This is a genomic window from Methylobacter sp. Wu1 (assembly GCF_036553575.1).
Taxonomy (GTDB): domain Bacteria; phylum Pseudomonadota; class Gammaproteobacteria; order Methylococcales; family Methylomonadaceae; genus Methylobacter.
The window spans coordinates 1-19,348 of sequence record NZ_JAZHOC010000027.1; the positions used below are offsets into that span (position 1 = coordinate 1).

Annotated in this window: 14 protein-coding genes; 7 read left to right on the forward strand and 7 right to left on the reverse strand. The window is 51.0% G+C overall.

Features of this window, described 5'->3' with window-relative positions:
* Positions 1–136: 136 nt before the first annotated feature.
* The 3 genes from V2P20_RS02670 to V2P20_RS02680 are packed head-to-tail and all read right to left on the reverse strand — an operon-like array spanning position 137 to position 2,734.
* Positions 137–871 carry a DUF72 domain-containing protein gene (locus V2P20_RS02670; protein ID WP_331815862.1) on the reverse strand — a complete coding sequence of 245 codons (735 nt, stop codon included), beginning with the start codon at positions 869–871 and terminating at the stop codon, positions 137–139.
* Positions 872–874: 3 nt separating this feature from the next.
* A complete protein-coding gene (locus V2P20_RS02675; RefSeq protein ID WP_331815864.1) occupies positions 875–2,305 on the reverse strand; it encodes an RtcB family protein in 1,431 nt (476 codons plus the stop codon).
* Positions 2,306–2,314: 9 nt separating this feature from the next.
* Entirely contained in the window at positions 2,315–2,734 is a 420-nt protein-coding gene (locus V2P20_RS02680; protein WP_331815865.1) for an archease, read from the reverse strand.
* Between the two features lie 331 nt (positions 2,735–3,065).
* On the opposite strand from V2P20_RS02680, the gene V2P20_RS02685 reads away from it, so the two are divergent.
* A complete protein-coding gene (locus V2P20_RS02685) occupies positions 3,066–3,470 on the forward strand; it encodes an Hsp20/alpha crystallin family protein (protein WP_331815866.1) in 405 nt (134 codons plus the stop codon).
* A 6-nt stretch (positions 3,471–3,476) separates the two neighbouring features.
* Positions 3,477–5,918, forward strand: coding sequence for an endopeptidase La (gene lon / locus V2P20_RS02690; RefSeq protein ID WP_331815868.1), 2,442 nt, complete (start codon positions 3,477–3,479; stop codon positions 5,916–5,918).
* 95 nt (positions 5,919–6,013) lie between these two features.
* Here the strand turns inward: lon and cysN are convergent, their stop codons facing one another.
* The 3 genes from cysN to mtgA form a co-directional block, all read right to left on the reverse strand.
* Complete coding sequence (gene cysN, locus V2P20_RS02695; RefSeq protein WP_331815870.1) at positions 6,014–7,642, reverse strand: sulfate adenylyltransferase subunit CysN; 1,629 nt, start codon at positions 7,640–7,642, stop codon at positions 6,014–6,016.
* A 48-nt stretch (positions 7,643–7,690) separates the two neighbouring features.
* Positions 7,691–8,599: a sulfate adenylyltransferase subunit CysD gene (gene cysD / locus V2P20_RS02700; protein ID WP_331815872.1), complete on the reverse strand. Its 909-nt coding sequence runs from the start codon at positions 8,597–8,599 to the stop codon at positions 7,691–7,693.
* Positions 8,600–8,740: 141 nt separating this feature from the next.
* Positions 8,741–9,439, reverse strand: coding sequence for a monofunctional biosynthetic peptidoglycan transglycosylase (gene mtgA, locus V2P20_RS02705; RefSeq protein ID WP_331815874.1), 699 nt, complete (start codon positions 9,437–9,439; stop codon positions 8,741–8,743).
* A 344-nt stretch (positions 9,440–9,783) separates the two neighbouring features.
* Here mtgA and V2P20_RS02710 point away from each other — a divergent pair, with 344 nt between their 5' ends.
* Positions 9,784–10,140, forward strand: a complete 357-nt coding sequence (locus tag V2P20_RS02710) for a hypothetical protein (protein ID WP_331815876.1) — start codon at positions 9,784–9,786, stop codon at positions 10,138–10,140.
* 50 nt (positions 10,141–10,190) lie between these two features.
* Here the strand turns inward: V2P20_RS02710 and V2P20_RS02715 are convergent, their stop codons facing one another.
* On the reverse strand, positions 10,191–11,807 hold the full coding sequence (locus V2P20_RS02715; RefSeq protein ID WP_331815878.1) for an NAD(P)/FAD-dependent oxidoreductase: 1,617 nt from the start codon (positions 11,805–11,807) through the stop codon (positions 10,191–10,193).
* 210 nt (positions 11,808–12,017) lie between these two features.
* Here V2P20_RS02715 and V2P20_RS02720 point away from each other — a divergent pair, with 210 nt between their 5' ends.
* From V2P20_RS02720 to V2P20_RS02735, 4 genes are all read left to right on the forward strand, one after another.
* Positions 12,018–14,648: an ATP-binding protein gene (locus V2P20_RS02720; protein WP_331815880.1), complete on the forward strand. Its 2,631-nt coding sequence runs from the start codon at positions 12,018–12,020 to the stop codon at positions 14,646–14,648.
* 77 nt (positions 14,649–14,725) lie between these two features.
* Positions 14,726–15,523 carry a cytochrome c gene (locus tag V2P20_RS02725; RefSeq protein ID WP_331815882.1) on the forward strand — a complete coding sequence of 266 codons (798 nt, stop codon included), beginning with the start codon at positions 14,726–14,728 and terminating at the stop codon, positions 15,521–15,523.
* 175 nt (positions 15,524–15,698) lie between these two features.
* Positions 15,699–17,414, forward strand: coding sequence for a proline--tRNA ligase (locus tag V2P20_RS02730; protein WP_331815884.1), 1,716 nt, complete (start codon positions 15,699–15,701; stop codon positions 17,412–17,414).
* Between the two features lie 721 nt (positions 17,415–18,135).
* On the forward strand, positions 18,136–19,179 hold the full coding sequence (locus V2P20_RS02735; RefSeq protein ID WP_331815886.1) for a polymorphic toxin type 44 domain-containing protein: 1,044 nt from the start codon (positions 18,136–18,138) through the stop codon (positions 19,177–19,179).
* The last annotated feature ends 169 nt before the right edge of the window (positions 19,180–19,348 follow it).

Sequence of the window (19,348 nt, forward strand, 5' to 3'; positions counted from 1 at the left end):
GTGAAAGTATTCAAAATTTTTCTCTTTGACGTCTATATGCTGTTATATGCAAATATAAAATGCACAATATATTGTGGTTAAAATTTTAAAAAACGAATACTTTCACAGTCTCGTACGCACGGCGTACCATCAGCAGCTACATCCTATCCTGAAGCAATTTCTGCAACTCAAGCGCATTGTGGGGCGCGGCGCCCTGAGCCGTATTATCAAAATAAACATGCACCTGCTTGTCCTGCTTCAGCCACTGCTCTATGCGCTCGGCCCATTGCGCCAATTCAGGCTCGCTGTAACTGGACACGTAGGTTTGCGTATGGCCATGCAGGCGAATGTAAACCAGGTCCGTAGTAACGCGATCCCACATAGGCCAGGCTTCGGCATCGGACAGACAAACGGCAATGCCGGCTTCAGCCAGATAGTGCGCTGTTTCGTCATCAAACCAGGAATCGTGCCTGAACTCCACAGTATGGCGAACATTCTTCCATTGCAGCAGAGCGGCGATAAACCGCTGCAGCTTGACCAGGTCTTTTTTGACCAGGCCGGGCAGCTGCCATAGTACGACGGCCAGTTTTTCTTTCAGTGCTTCGGCGTGATTTTTTTCAATCAATACCGATGCAGCCGGATCCATTAGTTTCTTGTGATGAGTCAGATAACGGTTGGCTTTGATAGCAAACCTGAAGTTTGCCGGCGTTTCCTGAGCCCATTTTTGGAAAGTGTCGGGACTTTGCAAACGATAAAAAGTCCCGTTGATTTCCACGGCAGGGAATTGTTGCGCATAGAACTTTAACCGATCCCTGCGAATAATGCCGGCATAGAAACCATCCTGCCAGTCCGGATAATTCCAGCCGCTGGTGCCGACATAAAATCGCGACACCCATCACCCCTTCACGCAAATGACAGGCTCCAGCCTGGCTACTTTTTTCGCCAGGCCAGCCTTGTCAGCCACATCGATCACTGCATGGACGTCTTTATAAGCCAGCGGCGCTTCCTCTGCGACGCCGCGCATCGAGGCGCTGCGGATAATGATGCCCTGGTTTGCCAGTTCATCAACCAATGCCCGGCCGCGCCATTGATGGGTCGCCTGGTGACGGCTCATGGCCCGGCCCGCGCCGTGACAGGCCGAACTGAACGAGCGTTGTTCGCCGTCTTTTGTGCCGCAGAGTACATAAGAGCTGGTTCCCATCGAACCGCCGATCAGCACCGGCTGTCCGACATGGCGGTATTCCGGCGGCAAGTCGGGGTGACCGGGGCCGAAAGCCCGGGTGGCGCCTTTGCGATGAACGAACAGGTTTCTTTTCTGCCCATTAATGGTATGGGGTTCCAGCTTACAGGTGTTGTGCGAGACATCGTACAGCAAGTCGAGATGCAGGCCGGGAAATACCGCCGATACGGCTTTGCGGGTCAAGTGCGTGATGATCTGGCGATTGGCCAGGGCGCAGTTGATGCCGGCGCGCATGGCTCCCAGATAGTGTTTTCCCAGCGGCGAATCCAGCGGCGCACAGGCCAGTTCGCGGTCAGGCAATGTAATATGATACTGGGACGCCGCCATGGCCATATCTTTCAGAAACTCGGTGCCGATCTGATGACCCAGCCCTCTGGAGCCGCAATGGATAGTGATGACGATGGCATCGGGTTTCAGGCGGAAAACATTAGCCAGGGCCTGGTCGTAAATATCAACGACCCGTTGCACTTCGAGATAATGATTGCCGGAGCCCAATGTGCCCATCTCGTCTTTTTGCCGCTCCCGCGCTTTGGTTGACACATATTGGGGCTCGGCGCCGGCCATGCAGCCGCGTTCCTCGATGAAGTCCAGATCGCGGGCGACGCCGAACCCCCGCTCAACGGCCCATAAGGCGCCGCCTTTCAGCATGGCGATCATTTCGTCATGATTCAGGTGGATGCGGCCCGTGCTGCCGACGCCTGCCGGGACGGTGCGGTACAGCTCATCCGCCAACTGCTGCTTGTGTGGCTGTAGATCGGCCATGTCAAGATCAGTTAACAAAGTGCGCACGCCGCAGGAAATGTCAAAGCCAACGCCGCCGGCCGAAACCACGCCGCCCAGTGCCGGGTCGAAGGCGGCGACGCCGCCGATAGGGAAGCCGTAGCCCCAGTGCGCATCAGGCATCGCATAAGCCGCTTCGACGATGCCAGGCAATGAGGCCACGTTGGTGATCTGTTCATAGACTTTCTGGTCCATGTCGCGCAGCAGCTTTTCATCGGCATAAATAATGGCCGGAACGCGCATGGGGCCTTGAGCCTGAATTTCCCAACAGGTTTCATCGCGTTGTATGAATTGAGAAGTATCCATGAGTATCCTTTAAACGTCGACGACGCATTGGGCAACCCATAGGCCGTCCGGTTGTTGATAAACATGCAGTTCGGTCAGTGTTGCGCCCTTGATTTCCACGGCAGGCTGGTGTTTTTGCCGATCAACGGCTTCTCCGAAGGCCGTCGCCGTCAATTCTCCGTTATTGATGGATACCTGAAATCGGCTGAACAACAGGCGGCGAACAGCCATGGCGTAAATCAGTTCGTTGATCCAGTCCAGAAACAGATACTCGTTGTCAGGCTCTTTGCAGTGGATCGGCATCGCTTCAGAAGGCAAAACCTCGGCGGGATCGGTGATGACTGCCGTCATGGCCAGCGCCGCCTGTTCAAACGCCTGTTCGAGCGTCGGCGCGATGCCACGTATGCCCATATCGGCTTCGTGTGCAAAATGTTCCCAATAAGGCGGCATGGATTTATTTGCTTTCGTCGGTAATTATCAAAATATTAATATTACGGCGAAAAATAATGTCTGGATATACAGAGACTTACCTAAGTATTGATACTGATTACCATCCTGTTATATATCAGATATAACTGAAAACAATTTGGTTCAGGCGCTTCAAAGCATACGAATGCTTTGAGTCAAGTCTACAATCCTGAAATTGATGTCAGCAGGGGTATAGATTATTTTTCAGATTGAGCTTCTGAGCCAGTCCTTCTGTCATATCTTTAAGTGAAACATGCCAGTATCACGCTGTTTGGCTTCACGATGCCTATAACCGACAATCTGATAAGACATTATGCCATTACGCAATTTTGAACTTTCCATGTGGGCCGAAGCCTGCGAAGTGCTGGAACGAGCTGAACGACTGCATCGGCAGTTTTTCAGGCCCGCCGCGCTGCGCGCCAGACGTCCGGCCTGGGAGCCGCCGATTGATATTTATGAAACCCTGGATGAATTCACAATTATAGTCGCGCTGCCGGGAGTGCAGCCGGAGCATATCAGTGTATCGCTTGAGGACGGTCAATTAGTCGTGAGTGGACGGCGCTATTTGCCTGTAGATGTCGGGGCAGAGATTCAGCGGCTGGAGATTCCATACGGTCGATTTGAGCGGAGCATTGAACTTCCGGAAGGGCGCTTTAATCTAGGTGGGCATGAATTCCTGAACGGTTGCCTGTTGATTATACTGCGGAAAATAGGATGACTTCTTATGCGGATCAAGGACCTTAAAGATTTAATTCTGGGCTCGAAGGGAGAATCTGAAGAGGATTCTTCGGCAACAATCCAGCAGGCTCAGGATGATTCGTCCAACATATCCGTTCCGAGTGATGCTCTGATTATCGTGCCCATGCTCGGCACCGTACTTTTCCCTCAGGTCGTCCTGCCGTTAGTGATCGGCCGTAAACAATCGATTGCCGCCGTGCAGTATGCGGTTCGTTCCGAGAGGCCGATCGGATTGCTGCTGCGCCGCGACGACAAGGATGAAGATCCTGCGCCCGAAGACCTTTACACAGTCGGCACTGTGGCGGAGATACTGCGTTATCTGACTGCGCCCGACGGCAACCATCATATCGTCTGCCAGGGCATTCAGCGTTTTCGGGTGAAGGAATTCCTGCCGGGCTATCCTTTCCTTGTGGCGCGTTGGGAAGCTCATCAGGAATCTGACGAGACCACTAAAGATATCGATGCGCGCGTCGTAACCCTTAAACACAAAGCACTGGAAGTGCTTAATTTGTCAAAACAAGTGCCCGATGAACTGGTCAGCGCCATTCAATTGATCAATTCGGCTCCTATGCTGGCGGATCTGATTTCCAGTTATCTGATCACGAAATCCGAAGAGAAACAGCAGATATTGGGGCTGTTCGACGTGCAGAAACGCATCGATAAAATCCTGGAGATGCTCAATTACCGGATTGAAGTATTAAAACTTTCCCATCAAATCAACGAGCAGACCCAGGAAACAATGGGGCAGCGCCAACGCGAATTTGTTCTGCGGGAGCAATTGAAAGCCATACAGAAAGAGCTGGGCGAGGGCGAGGAAGGCGCGGTCGAGGTTGAAGAGATCAGCAACGCCATCTCAGCGGCGAAAATGCCTGATGAAGTGGAAAAACATGCCCGCAAGGAATTGAATCGCCTGAAGCAAATGCCGGAAGCCGCAGGCGAGTATTCAATGCTGCGCACCTATCTGGACTGGCTGGTGGAAATACCCTGGTCGGTTTCCAGAACAGAGGATATCGATATCAACAGGGCCCGCGAAATTCTCAACGAAGATCATTATGGTCTGGAAAAGATCAAGCAGCGCATTCTGGAATATCTGGCCGTGCGCAAGCTGAATCCTGAAGGCAAGAGTCCTATCCTTTGTTTTGTAGGGCCTCCGGGCGTCGGTAAAACTTCTTTAGGGCGCAGTATTGCCCGCGCTACCGGGCGCGAATTCGTACGCACCAGTTTAGGCGGCCTGCATGATGAGGCCGAGATCAGAGGGCACCGGCGGACTTATCTGGGGGCGCTGCCAGGCATTATTATCCAGTCGATCCGTAAAGCAGGCACCAACAATCCGGTGTTTATGCTCGATGAAATGGATAAGATCGGCGCGGGCTTTCAGGGTGATCCTTCCGCAGCGTTGCTGGAAGTGCTGGACCCGGAACAGAATTCGACTTTCCGCGATAATTACCTGGCGGTCCCGTTTGACCTGAGCCATGTCATGTTTATCGGAACGGCCAATGTCCTGGATAGTATACCCATTCCCTTACGCGATCGCATGGAAGTGATAGAGTTGTCGGGTTATACGGCTGATGAAAAGGAGCAGATCGCCAAGCGTTATCTGGTCGGCAGGCAGCTGGAAGCGAACGGCTTAAAGCCCGAGCAATGCGCCATTACCGATCAGGCCATACGGACTATCATCCAGGACTACACGCGCGAAGCCGGCTGCCGGAATCTGGAACGCGAAATAGGCGCCGTGTTCCGTCATGTCGCCATGGATATTGCCGAAGGCAAGGTGGCTCAGGAAGTGATCGATGCCGAGCAGATTCCGGCCATTTTAGGGCCCAAAAAATTTGAGAGCGATGTGGCCATGCGCACCAGCGTGCCGGGCGTTGCGACAGGACTTGCCTGGACGCCGGTAGGCGGCGACATCCTTTTTATCGAAGCGACCCGCATTCCCGGTACCGGAAAACTGATTCTGACCGGACAACTGGGCGAGGTGATGAAAGAAAGCGCCCAGGCCGCATTGAGTCTGGTCAAATTCCGGGCGGCTGAATTTGGTTTGGGCGAGGAGATGTTTAAGAAGACCGATATTCATGTGCATGTGCCCGCAGGCGCCATTCCTAAGGATGGGCCCAGCGCCGGCGTGGCCATATTCGTGGCGTTGTATTCGGCATTCTCCGAACGAATCGTGCAAAAGGACGCAGCGATGACCGGTGAAATCAGTTTGCGCGGGTTGGTTCTGCCGGTCGGCGGCATCAAGGAAAAAGTCATTGCCGCAGCGCGCGCCGGCATCAAGATGGTCATGCTGCCGGCGCGCAATAAAAGAGATTTTGAGGAAATACCGCAAGCGGTCCGGGATCAGCTTGAGTTTGTCTGGCTGGAGACGGTAGATGATGCGCTGGAGGTTGCGGTTGAAAAGACGGGCCGGAATAATCCTGAACCTACATGATATGTAGTTGTAGGGCACGCATCGCGTACCAGTCTTCTACCTTCTCATCAGAGCTTTGAGAAGGTACGCGATGCGTACCCTACGGTTGTGTATGATCAATAAATGATTTTCTGAGCTTTTAATGCGGCGTAAATATCGTCAATAGACGCTTTATCGCTGTCGAAAGCCATATCCGACAGTTCTGCTTTGCTGTTCACGCATAAACAGATCAATCCGGCATTTTTGACGGCCTGAATGAGCGGCGCAGCCTCCTCGGTTTCCAGGATGGTCGTGGCATGGCCGGTATCGAATAGTCTTCTTTCGAGTTGATAAGCCGCTTCCTTGCCGTTTGCGCCGGTCAAGGCGATAGCCGTTGCCGTCTGGCTGAACCGGGCTGCTCGCTCCGCCGCGCTGACCGGCTGTTGAACTTCATCTTCCGTATGGCCGGTGATCATGCCGGCGCCCACTGTGCCGTTGGTCAGCCGGTCGATGATAATGAACGAGCCGCTGCCTTTAACGCGTTTGTAGGGATCGAATACCACAGGCGCGTTGACTGAAACCGTGCAGGAGCCGATCTCGTTGAGCTTCAATTCGTTGGCGTCATGGTGCTCCAGCGTATTGACATCGATGCGGTGGTGAATCATCGAGATGGAGCCGGGCACGCTGCGCGTGGCCAGCTTGATGATGTACTGGCGGCCCGGCGTCATGGCTTGCTCGGCCATCCAGACGATGCTCGCCTTGAATTTATCCGCAACCGTGGCAGGCGTTTTTTCAGCGCCGACAATCATGTCGCCGCGGCTGATGTCGATTTCGTCTTCCAGCGTCAGGGTCACGGCCATGGGAGGAAAAGCCTGATCCAGCTCGCCATCATAAGTCACGATGGCCTTGATTTTGCTGTTTTTACCTGACGGCAGGGCAGTAATGCGGTCGCCCTTGCGGAAAATGCCCGACGCCACCGTGCCGCAAAAACCGCGGAAGTCGAGGTTGGGGCGATTGACGAACTGGACCGGGAAGCGCGCGTCGTCGAAGTTGCGGTCATTGGCGATTTCAATGGTGTTCAGCGCTTCCATCATCGGTACGCCGGTAAACCACGGCATATTGTCGCTGCGGTTGACAACGTTGTCGCCGTCCAGCGCCGACAGCGGGATAAAGGTAATATCGTGCAGATCCAGCGATTGGGTAAATGCCAGATAGTCGGCCTTGATTTTATTGAAGGTTTCTTCGCTGTAGTCGACCAGGTCCATTTTGTTGACTGCGACGATGATGTGCCTGATGCCCAGAAGGGAAGCGATAAAGCTGTGGCGCTTGGTCTGGGTCTGCACGCCGTAACGCGCGTCAATCAGGATAACGGCCAGATCGCAGGTCGAGGCGCCTGTGGCCATATTGCGCGTGTATTGCTCATGCCCCGGGGTGTCGGCAATGATGAACTTGCGTGTGGCGGTGGAAAAATAGCGATAAGCGACATCGATGGTAATGCCTTGTTCGCGCTCCGCCTGCAAGCCGTCAACCAGTAAGGCCAGATCGATTTTGCCGGCGCCCGTGGTGCCGGACTTGACGCTGTCGGCCTGGACCGCGGCCAGCTGATCTTCATAGATCATCTTGGAGTCATGCAGCAGGCGGCCGATCAGTGTGCTTTTGCCGTCATCGACATTGCCGCAGGTCAGGAAGCGCAACAATTCCTTGCGCTCATGTTGCGCCAGATAAGCGTTGATATCGGTACTGATTAAATCTGATTGGTGTGACATAGTATTGTTTCTCTGAATTCCTGTTATTGGTTGCAGTGGCGGGCAATATTAAAAATACCCTTCGCGCTTTTTCTGCTCCATGGAACCGGCCTGGTCGTGATCGATCAGTCGTCCCTGGCGTTCAGAGGTTGTGGTCAATAGCATTTCCTGAATGATTTCAGGCAGCGTAGTGGCGGTCGATTCGACAGCGCCCGTCAGCGGGTAGCAGCCCAAGGTGCGGAAGCGCACCATTTTCATTTCCACCTTGTCGTCCGGGCCGACCGGCATACGGTCGTCGTCGACCATGATCAGCATGCCGTCCTTGTTGACGACGGGGCGTTCCTTGGCGAAGTACAGCGGCACGATCGGGATGTTTTCCAGATGAATGTATTGCCAGATATCCAGCTCGGTCCAGTTGGAAAGCGGGAAGACGCGGATACTTTCGCCTTTGTCGATTCTGCCGTTATAGATGTTCCATAATTCCGGCCGCTGGTTTTTAGGGTCCCAGCGATGATTTTTATCCCGGAAAGAATAAACGCGCTCTTTTGCGCGGGATTTTTCTTCGTCGCGCCGGGCGCCGCCAAAAGCGGCATCAAAGCGGTATTTGTTCAGCGCTTGCTTGAGTCCTTCGGTTTTCATGACATCGGTATGTTTTTTACTGCCATGAGTAAAAGGACCTATGCCCTGGTCGACACCGTCCTGGTTGACATGGACCAACAGCTCAAGACCGAGTTCTTTAACCATGCGGTCGCGAAATTCGATCATTTCCTTGAATTTCCAGGTCGTATCGACATGCATCAAAGGAAAAGGGGGCTTGCCGGGATAAAAAGCCTTCATGGTCAGATGCAACATGACGGCGGAATCCTTGCCGATAGAATATAACATCACCGGGCGTTCAAATTCGGCGGCTACTTCACGAATAATATGAATACTTTCAGCTTCCAGCTGTTTGAGATGGGTCAGTTTATAATCAGTCATTAATAATCCGTCAGGAATGGGAATACCACGGTATAGTTATTGAGACAACTCAATAAGAAACCTTCTATTCTAATTTGATCAGGCAGTTAATGCCAGATTTGCTTGAAATTTATTGTATTGCGCCAGCTAGGGTTAATAGCATTACCGGTTCTTGATATGGCGGTAACCAAGATTTTGCATTTGCCGAAGAATCCAGTGTTGCCGCTTGAGTACATAGTTAGAGGGGCGGTTGGCGTGCAGTATGATCGGATTGGGCAGCGTGGCCGCCAGGAGCGCGGCCTGCGCGCGGCTGAGCTGTTTCGCAGGGATGCCGAAATAGTGGCGGCTGGCGGCCTCTATGCCGAACAAATGATTGCCGAATTCAGCTATGTTCAAATACATGACCAATATCCGCTCCTTAGTCCACATTATTTCGATCAATATCGTGAACCAGACTTCCAGTCCTTTGCGCAAAAAGCTTTTTGAGGGCGTCAGGAATAAATTTTTGGCCACCTGCTGAGAAATGGTGCTTGCCCCTCTCAGTTTGCCGCCATCCATATAGACATCAATTGAAGACTGTATGGAATCCAGATCAAATCCGGAATGCTGGAAAAACCGCTGGTCTTCGGAGGCAATCACGGCCGCCGAAGCATTGGAAGAAATTTTTTCCGAACTAGCCCAGGTATAGTCGATGGATTTAAACGTTTGATCGTCGACCAAATCTTCAAAATGCCGGTAGAGCATGAATGCCGATGTGGGAGCAGGGCACCAGCGCAATAATGCGCAGAGTGCGATAGATGTAACCAGAAAAGTCAGCAGCAGATAAAGCGCCGTATTTCGCAGTACGAGCCTTAGCGGCAATGACCGGAAGCTTCTGTTTCGCGGGTGTCGAGATTTTTTGGTCAAGTTGCTGAAAATTTTTATGTCTGATAGGGGCCTAATAGCCATTTAAAATGATTTGGAGACTGTCTGGTTAAATGGAAAATTTCAGGTTAAGGCGCGTTCTTCCGCGACAATTTTTTTCCTTGGGGAAGCACTTTATTGGTGAAGTTTAAATTAAAACCAGGCTTACGCAATAAACTTATATATTTTCATAACGCCTGCAAATATCAAAAAGATGCACTTATTCGCATAAATAAACAGCAAATTTGACAGATATTTATTTTAATATCAGGATAATGGATTTTAAGATTGATAAAATAATAATGAAAATTGACATCTCATACGCAGCGGTTTCTTCCGGATCATTGAAGAAAATAGCCAGAGGTCTGGTTATGGCCCTGTTTCTTTCATCTGTTGCGGGATGCGCCACAGTCGGCCATGAGTTTCCCGCCGGCCAGGTTTCAACTATCAAGATTGGTGAAACCACTCAGAATGATATACGCGCCACTTTCGGCAATCCCTGGAGAACCGGCATAGAGGATAGCTTGAGAACCTGGACTTACGGAATTTACCACTACAGCCTGTTCGATGACGCCAGCACGGAAGATCTTCTTATCCGGTTTGACAAGCGCGGTGTCGTTACCTCATTTGTATTTAACACGACCAAACGATCAAAATAGACCAAACAGGGTGCCTCATATATTGCTCGCACCCTGTCTCCGACCGTTTTTTAAGCGATGCTTTCCAGGTTGCGGACTATCTCCAAGGCCACTGCTTCGGCTACCTTGATGCCATCCACGGCCGCGGAAAGAATGCCGCCCGCATAGCCCGCACCTTCCCCAGCCGGATACAGTCCTCTGGTATTCAGGCTTTGATAGTCGGCGTTGCGCTTGATGCGCACAGGGGAGGATGTTCGCGTTTCAACGCCGGTCAGTACGGCATCGTGCATGGCAAATCCCTTTATTTTTTTATCAAACGCCGGAATGGCTTCGCGTATCGCTTCTATCGCGTAATCGGGCAGGGCTGAACTCAGATCGCATAAGTGCACGCCCGGCGTATAGGAGGGCTGCACGGAACCCAGCGCAACTGAGGGACGCTTGGCCAGGAAGTCGCCTACCAGCTGTCCCGGCGCTTCATAGGTCTTGCCGCCCAGTTCAAAGGCATGGGCTTCCAAGCGGCGCTGGAGCTCGATGCCGGCTAAAGGATGGCCCGGATAATCATCCGGCGTAATACCGACGACAATGCCGCTGTTGGCATTGCGCTCGTTGCGCGAATATTGGCTCATGCCGTTGGTCACGACATGGCCTGTCTCGGATGTGGCGGCTACCACCGTGCCGCCGGGACACATGCAGAAGCTGTAAACAGAGCGCCCGTTGCGGCAATGATGGACCAGTTTGTAATCGGCAGCACCCAGTAGCGGATGGCCCGCATTTTTGCCGAAACGGCAGGCATCGATCAACGATTGAGGATGTTCTATGCGAAAGCCGATGGAAAAGGGCTTGGCTTCAATGTAAACGCCGCGATCATAAAGCCTTTTGAAGGTATCCCGTGCACTGTGGCCGACGGCCAGCACGACGTGCTCGCAGCGAATCGTTTCGCCATTGGCGAGTACGACGCCGCGCACCTGACCGTTGTCGATGTTGATGTCGTCCACGCGGCTTTGGAAGCGTATCTCGCCGCCCAATGACTCGATGGTTGCGCGTATCTGTTCCACCATCGACACCAGCTTGAACGTACCGATGTGCGGTTTGCTGAGGTAGAGAATTTCAGCAGGCGCGCCGGCTTTGACAAACTCGGTCAGCACCTTGCGGCCGTAATGATTGGGATCCTTGATCTGGGTGTGGAGTTTGCCGTCGGAAAAAGTGCCGGCGCCGCCTTCTCCGAATTGCACGTTCGACTCGGGATTGAACACGCTTTTGCGCCAAAGACCGAAAGTATCTTTAGTACGCTCGCGCACCTCTTTGCCGCGCTCCAGAAGGATGGGCCGAAAACCCATCTGGGCCAGAATTAAAGCCGCAAACAGTCCGCAGGGCCCGGTGCCGATCACGACGGGGCGAGACGGCAGATCCTTGGGCGCATGGGCAACAAAGCGATAAGTTGTGTCCGGCGTTAAGGCGATATGCGGGGCGTCGCGCAGGCGCTTCAGTAAGGCTTGCTCATCGTCGGCTTCAACATCGATGGTATAAATAAGAAAAATCGAATCCCGATTGCGAGCATCAATACCGCGGCGAAATATTCTATAATTGATCAAATGTTCTGCGCTGAGGCCAAGTCGATCGAGAATAGCGGTTTTGATCATGCTTTCCGGATGATCGAGAGGGAGTTTAAGTTCAGTGATTCTCAACATGTAGTTTATTCCAGGATGCCTCTGTAAGAGGTCCTTGTATATTGCGGGTCAATGTGATGGGATAGGACTATTTTACCTTAATGGCCGTTTTCTTGTTAGTAGCTATTTAGGCGCTTTTTATTCAGTTATGCTTTTTAAAAAAATAAGGCATAGTGCAAACAAAACCATATTTACGTTGATAATAACCAGAACATGACCTTCGGTTTTGCAATGATCCGTCTATCAAAATATCTGTTATTAATCGGGCTTATTGCCGGCGCCTACTTTGCCTCTGGCTTACTGGGCCAAATGCTTAAAGTTCCGCCCAGTAATGCCGGCGCGCTGTGGCCGCCTTCCGGCATTTCTCTGGCGGCAATGCTCCTGCTGGGCAAGCGGATTTGGCCTGGTATATTTATAGGCAATTTCTGCATCAGCGCCTGGGCTTTCGGTTTCAGGGAAGAATCGCTGCTTATTTATGCGGTAACCGGCTTAGGGGCAGTGTCCTGCGCCGTTGCCGGCACTTATCTGATAAAACGTTTTGTCGGTTTTCCAAATCTGTTGGTTGAAGATAAAAGCATTCTGCTTTTCATGTTGCTTGGCGGCCCCTTAAGTTGTCTGTTACCGTCAACCATAGCCATGATCGCCATGAGCCTAGCGGGCATCATTTCGGCATCTGAAATTCCCATCAATTGGGTCAGTTGGTGGGTCGGCGATACCATGGGAGTATTGATATTCACGCCGTTGACGCTGATTGTCTTCGCCCAGCCTGAACATATATGGCGCAAGCGCCTGATTACAGTAGGCGTACCGCTTGTCATTGCGATCACATTAGTTGTTGTATTCTTCTCATATGTGCGAGAGGTCGATCAGCAGCAGCTTCAGGTAAATTTCAAAAATCAGGTCATTACCTTATCGCAAGCCTTAAAAAAACGTATTCATGGCGATCTGCATGCCATTAACAGTGTCCGGAGCTTTTTTGCGGGTTCCGATAATGTTGAAAATCAGGAATTCGCAATGTTTACCAAGCAGGCATTGTCTCCTTTTAAAGAGATAGAATCGCTGACATGGATAAGCCATATGTCGGCAGGCGTCGGCAATATTGAATTCACTTCCATACTTAACAAGCGAATAACCGGCTTTCCAAACACTGATTCGGTATTTCCGGCCAATCCCAGCCACCTGCTAAAAGGTGATTTTACCTCGTCCGAATTTGGATACCTCTTGGTCGATGGTGATAAGGTTAAACTGGTGACGCCTGTTTTTAACAAAGCAAAAGACAATGAAAAGCTGCTACGGGGAGCCATTGTAACCAGTATTTCGATTGATGAACTGGTGCGTGAATCGTTCAATGAATTGAATACAACAGGCAGTTTCTTGACTATCAGTACTTCTAAAGGCGCAGAGAACCAGAAAAAGATCATTTATTCCAATGCTGGAGAGCAGCAGGTTAAAGCTTCCGAACAATACGCATTCTCAGTCGCTGATCAACAATGGCGATTGAGTTTTTACCATGATTTGGTTTTGGAAAATTCTCGCATTTGCTGGCCGATATGGTGGGTTTTATTCAGTGGTTTGCTGTTTGCCAGCTTACTCGGCATCGGCCTTTTGATGCTGACGGGGCGTTATTTTCGGACGGAATCCATTATCGAGGAACGCACAGCGGCGCTACTGCAGGCAAAAAATGCGGCCGAAACGGCCAATAATGCCAAAAATCAGTTTCTGGCCAATATCAGTCATGAGTTGCGCACGCCGTTGAACGGCATACTGGGTTTTACGCAACTGTTGCAGAAGAGATCCTCACTCCCTGAGGACGTTAAAAAGCACGTCAATATCATCAAGCAATGCAGCGATAATCTTCTGACGCTGATTACCGATATTCTCGATATTTCAGCGATTGAGTCCAATAAAATTAAAATCGATATCGGGAATTTTGACTTTGAACACCTGTTGTCCAATCTGGTTGAAGTTTTCAAATTGCAAGCCGATGAAAAAAATCTGGTTTTAATCGTCAACAATGAAGTCACGCACCGGTATTTGAAAGGGGATGAAACGCGCATCCGGCAAATCCTTGTCAATTTACTCAGCAATGCCATCAAATATACTGATTACGGCAGCGTGAGCATCACGTCAAGCTACTATAACGGCAATTTGATCGTTTCCGTTGGCGATACAGGCTGCGGAATTGCCCAAAAGGATCTGGAACAGATTTTTTCACCTTTTGTGCAGATCAATGCCTCTGATTTTGTCAGGGACGGGGTGGGCCTCGGCTTGGCCATTACCCGCGAACTGGTCGATTTTATGGGCGGCGATATCACCGTCACCAGTCAGCTCGGCAAAGGCAGTATTTTTTCAGTTTCACTGCCGCTGCCGATCAGTGCCAGAAATCAGTATGACGCAATCCCTCAGAAACAGGTCTCAACCGAGAGAAATACTGCCACACGCGTATTGATTGCCGATGACAGCGAGATTAATTTGCTATTGCTGGCCAATATGCTTGAGCAGTATGGTTGTGTCGTCGATTCAGCCATAAACGGCCAGGATGCGTTGCAATTAATCGGCGAACGAGACTATCAGGTGGCGCTTATAGATATCAATATGCCGGTCATGACCGGCCTGGAATTGGTGAAAATTATAAGAAGCCGGCACAATCCGCTAAAAATCGCCGCTATCAGCGCCTATGCCGATGACCATAAGATAATGGAAGCATTGAATGCCGGGTTTGATTTTTATTTAACCAAGCCGCTTGATGAAAGCAAATTGATAAGAATATTGATGAGCGTGCGCCAAGAAGAAAAAATCACTGCTGGTGATCCTAAGCCGGTTAAGAAAAACTCGGTTTTGCCTGGTATAGGGAAAACGTAAAAAGCCCTGCGATAAGATTTAACAACCAGGTCATTTGCCAGAAAAACTTGTTAATAAAGACAGAAAGAGACCCTAACATGACAAGCATAAGACAATTGCTCAGTTTGGCAGTGCTGCTATTACTGCCCCAATTAAGCCCGGCTGCGGATTGGCCGAATTTCAATCTGCTCAAGGTCGATCCCGCACAGTTGCCTAAACCGGAAACGGTAAAAATCGATCATGATCCTGTCTATAAATCAGCTAAGGAATACGAAGCTTATCCGCTTTCGGAAATCTTGAAAAAAATTCCCATGCCGCCTTCTTTAAAAGCAGATGAACTGGTGGTCGTATTTACAGCCGCCGATGGCTATAACGTGTCCATGGCTTATCAGGATGCCATGGCCGAGCAGGGATTTATTGCTTTCAAGGACAACGCCGCCGAGCCCCAAAAATGGCAGGAATTTAAATTCGGCAAGCAGACTGTCACGCCAGCGCCATTTTATCTGGTTTGGCCGAAAAAAGGACTGGACGAGTGGCGCTATCCCTGGCCGTTTCAACTGGTTTCGCTGTCATTGCAACCTGCCAAGACCTATTTCGGCGCCGCTGCGCCTGCCAAGGCTGATGACCGGGTCAACAACGGCTTTAAATTGTTCAGCCGCTACTGTATTCGCTGCCATTCGGTGAATCTTGCCGGGGGCGAGGTCGGTCCGGAACTGAATGTGCCGAAAAACGTTACCGAATATTTTAAGGAGCAGGAGTTGCCCGGATTCATACGCAATGCGACTGCTTATAGGGCCGGCACGAAAATGCCTTCGTTTGAGAGCCTTATCACGCCTGATGACGCCCAGGATATCGTGCAGTACCTGAAACAAATGAGTTTGGAAAAAACGCAGTAAACGGATGGGATGCACAAGAAATGTCATCCTCTTGCTATGCGGGCAGGGGATGGCCATTTCAGCAGCATATCCGTTTTTTATGATCAGGCAGGCAAGCGCCGAGATAACGGGATGACTAAACCCGTATTAACTCTGTAAAATAGCGGTTTTCAATTTTTCATCGTTCAAGAATAGAATGCGTACTACTCAATTTCCACTCAATACTATTAAAGAAACTCCGGCCGATGCCGAAATCGCCAGCCATCAGTTGATGATCCGCGCCGGACTTATCCGCAAACTGGCCGCCGGGCTTTATACCTGGCTGCCGTTGGGGTTGCGGGTATTACGCAAAGTGGAAAGAATCACGCGCGAAGAAATGGAAAGAGCCGGCGCGCTGGAAGTTCTGATGCCGGCACTGCAACCGGCCGAATTATGGCAGGAGACCGGCCGCTGGGAGCAGTACGGCCCGGAACTGGCGCGCATGAAAGACCGCCACGACCGTGATTTCTGCCTGGGGCCTACGCATGAGGAAATCATCACCGATCTGGCGCGCAACGAAATCAAAAGCTACAAGCAATTGCCCATTACTTATTATCAGGTGCAAACCAAATTCCGCGACGAAATCCGCCCGCGCTTCGGCGTTATGCGTTCGCGCGAATTCGTCATGAAGGATGCCTACTCGTTCCATCTCGACCAGGCTTCGCTGCAGGAAACCTACGATGTCATGTATAAGGCTTATACCAATATCTTCACTCGTTTCGGCTTGAAGTTCCGCGCCGTGATTGCCGATTCCGGCTCAATCGGCGGCGCCGTTTCGCATGAATTCCACGTGCTGGCCGATTCCGGCGAAGACGCCATCGCCTTCTCGACCGGGAGCGACTACGCGGCCAATGTCGAAAAGGCCGAAGCCATCATGCCGGCCGGATCGCGCGCCCAGCCGACCGCCGCATTGACGCTGGTTGATACGCCCGATCAGCACAGCATCGAAGAAGTCAGCCGCTTTTTAAACATTTCACCGCAACAGTGCCTGAAAACCTTGATAGTGAGAGGCGAAGAAGAGGGCACGCTGGTTGCTTTGCTGTTAAGAGGCGATCACGAACTGAACGAGATCAAGGCCGAAAAAATTGACGGCATTGCCGCGCCGCTGAGCTTTGCCAGCGATGAGGAAGTCTACCACGCCTGCCGATGCAAGCCCGGTTCCATCGGCCCGATCGGACTGGATATAAAAATTATCGCCGACCGCAGCGTGGTCCTGATGTCTGACTTCGTCTGCGGCGCCAACCAGGACGGCAAGCATTATCAAGGCGTCAACTGGGAGCGCGATCTGCCGGTGCCTGCGCAAATCGAAGATCTTCGCACGGTCGTCGAAGGCGATCCCAGTCCGGACGGCAAAGGTACGATCACGCTGGCGCGCGGCATTGAAGTCGGCCATATCTTCCAGTTAGGCACCAAATACAGCGCTGCAATGAAAGCCGACATCATCAATGAGGCCGGCAAAAACCAGACCATGATCATGGGCTGCTACGGTATCGGCATTTCACGCGTGGTGGCGGCGGCCATCGAGCAAAATCACGACGACAGGGGCATTATCTGGCCGGACAGCCTGGCGCCGTTCCAGGTTGCGCTCTGTCCCATGAACATGCATAAATCCGAGCGTCTGAAGGAAGCCTCCGAAAAACTGTATCAGGACCTGCAGGCGGCCGGCATCGAGGTGTTGTTCGATGATCGTAAAGTCCGCGCCGGCTTCATGTTCTCGGACATGGAACTGATCGGCATTCCGCACCGCATAGTCGTCGGCGACCGCGGCCTGGATACGGGCACGGTCGAGTACAAGGCCAGAACGGAGCAGGACAGCCAGGAGATTCCGTCTACAGAAATTATCGACTTTTTAAAAGCCAAGCTGAATAGATAGGATTGGGTTAAAAATAACTTTCCGATTTATCGATGAAATCATGTAAGGGCGAATTCATTCGCCCTTACACACTATTGCACCCGAAAACCGGGAAATTATTTACGGGCAAATCCATAGTTGATTGACCACGAAGGACTCATGGATGTGTGAGGTCGTTTGAAAACTGCTCCTGCGTCGCCTAGCGCGCCTACTGTTTGGGATCAAAGGAGGCAGACTCGATTGATTGTGGAGCAAATGAGTTTCACCGCCTGAGGGCGGATGATAGTGTGCGTCAAGCGGCTTATAGAGCGCTGTTCAATCAGCCAATTTCCGAGACCCAAATTAACGAAATCAGAGAGGCGACTAACAAGGCGTGGGCGTTGGGCGACAGCCGCTTCAAGGAACGCATTCAATTACAACTGGCGCGGCGGGTAGAGCCCATTCCCAGAGGAGGTGACAGAAAGTCGGCTCAATTTAAAATCAATCGAGTCTGACCCTTTGATTCGTTATTGGAACAGATGCTGCGGATCTCAAATGGAGTCTCTGCGATGGTCGGGATGCTGCTAGTGATACTGCATGGTGGTGGAGAACAACAAGGAAGAATTCCAAAGATTCAAGGAGACTTTGCGGATTGTTTGCCAGACACCAAGCCGTAAATCTCATGATAAGCCGCGTAAGGCGGGCGACTTTCAGCTGCCGCTTCGCTCATCGTTAGACGTAAACCATGCTTCGAGGCACTGATATGACAAAAAAAGATTATATTCATCCGAACGCACCCGCCGGTGGCGGGGGGCCTGGTGCTTTCCGAAGTGCTGGACCGTTGGGTACGAACCCAAGCATGGACAAATGGATGCATCCAGGCCCCCTTGGAACAGAACCGCAATTGCAAATCGGGATATTACCTAAAGTTCCTGATACAACAGCACATTACGATGTTCAACGAGGAGATTCGCTCTGGTTAATCGCTATTCGTAAACTGGGAGATGGACGTTACGCCAATGACTTAGCCAGACTGAATAAGACTTCCCCTCAAGCGATACTGCACATTGGACAACGGCTAATAGTACCGGACTACCAGCGCTATGATCTAACCGTTACTTACATGCTGTCGGAAATGTTGAAAAATGCCAATAGCTCTGAAGCCAAGGCCATAACAGATGCCATTAGCCGGAGCAAACAGTTGAAAAACGAGAGCAACAAGGCGATTGAAGACATAAAGAAAACTAAATGGTACGAGCTATTTCGTATATATGGCAATCAAGAAATTTTAAATTCAACGATGCAACAATCAGGTATTGCGATGGCAGAAGCTCAAGCCCGCTGGTTTTTGCAGGTTCGCCAAGGCGGTCCTTGGGATCACAAGCCAATTCTGCAAAAAATGTACCTGTCTATGGGCTCGCCACCGCGTCCATTTGGAATGATGGGGAAAGCATTCCACTTCCCAATCCGCGGTGATCTTTTTCATGAATATTATTACGACATTTGGTCAAACATTCATTATGGCTATGTTGGCACGAAGTGTGGTTTTGATGAACCTACGCTTCAGGGCGGTGCGGCATCAGGGCTCCCGGGCGCAGGCGATAATGACGAAGGAGATGTCATCAGTGTAAAAATAGGCATTGATCTCTGGAATAACTCAGGTCTAGGGCTTAACACTGATACGCTTCGGAAAGCAATCATCTCCCATGCAGCGGATTATATGGCCGCACAAAACCGCGAGATTAGGCAAGGGATAAAAGAAGAAAATGCCACCAATGTAATCATTGCCGACAATGACTATAAATAGCCTACAAGCTAAAGTTTTGAGACCCCCAATGAATGAAACCATCAAACAACCCTCATTGATTTTTTCAATAGGCAAAATTTTATATTTCCTGCTGCCCTTTCCTGTCGCCTTGCTATCTCTAAGTCTCATGAGCATGTATATGAAATACTACGACATCGGAGTTAATATG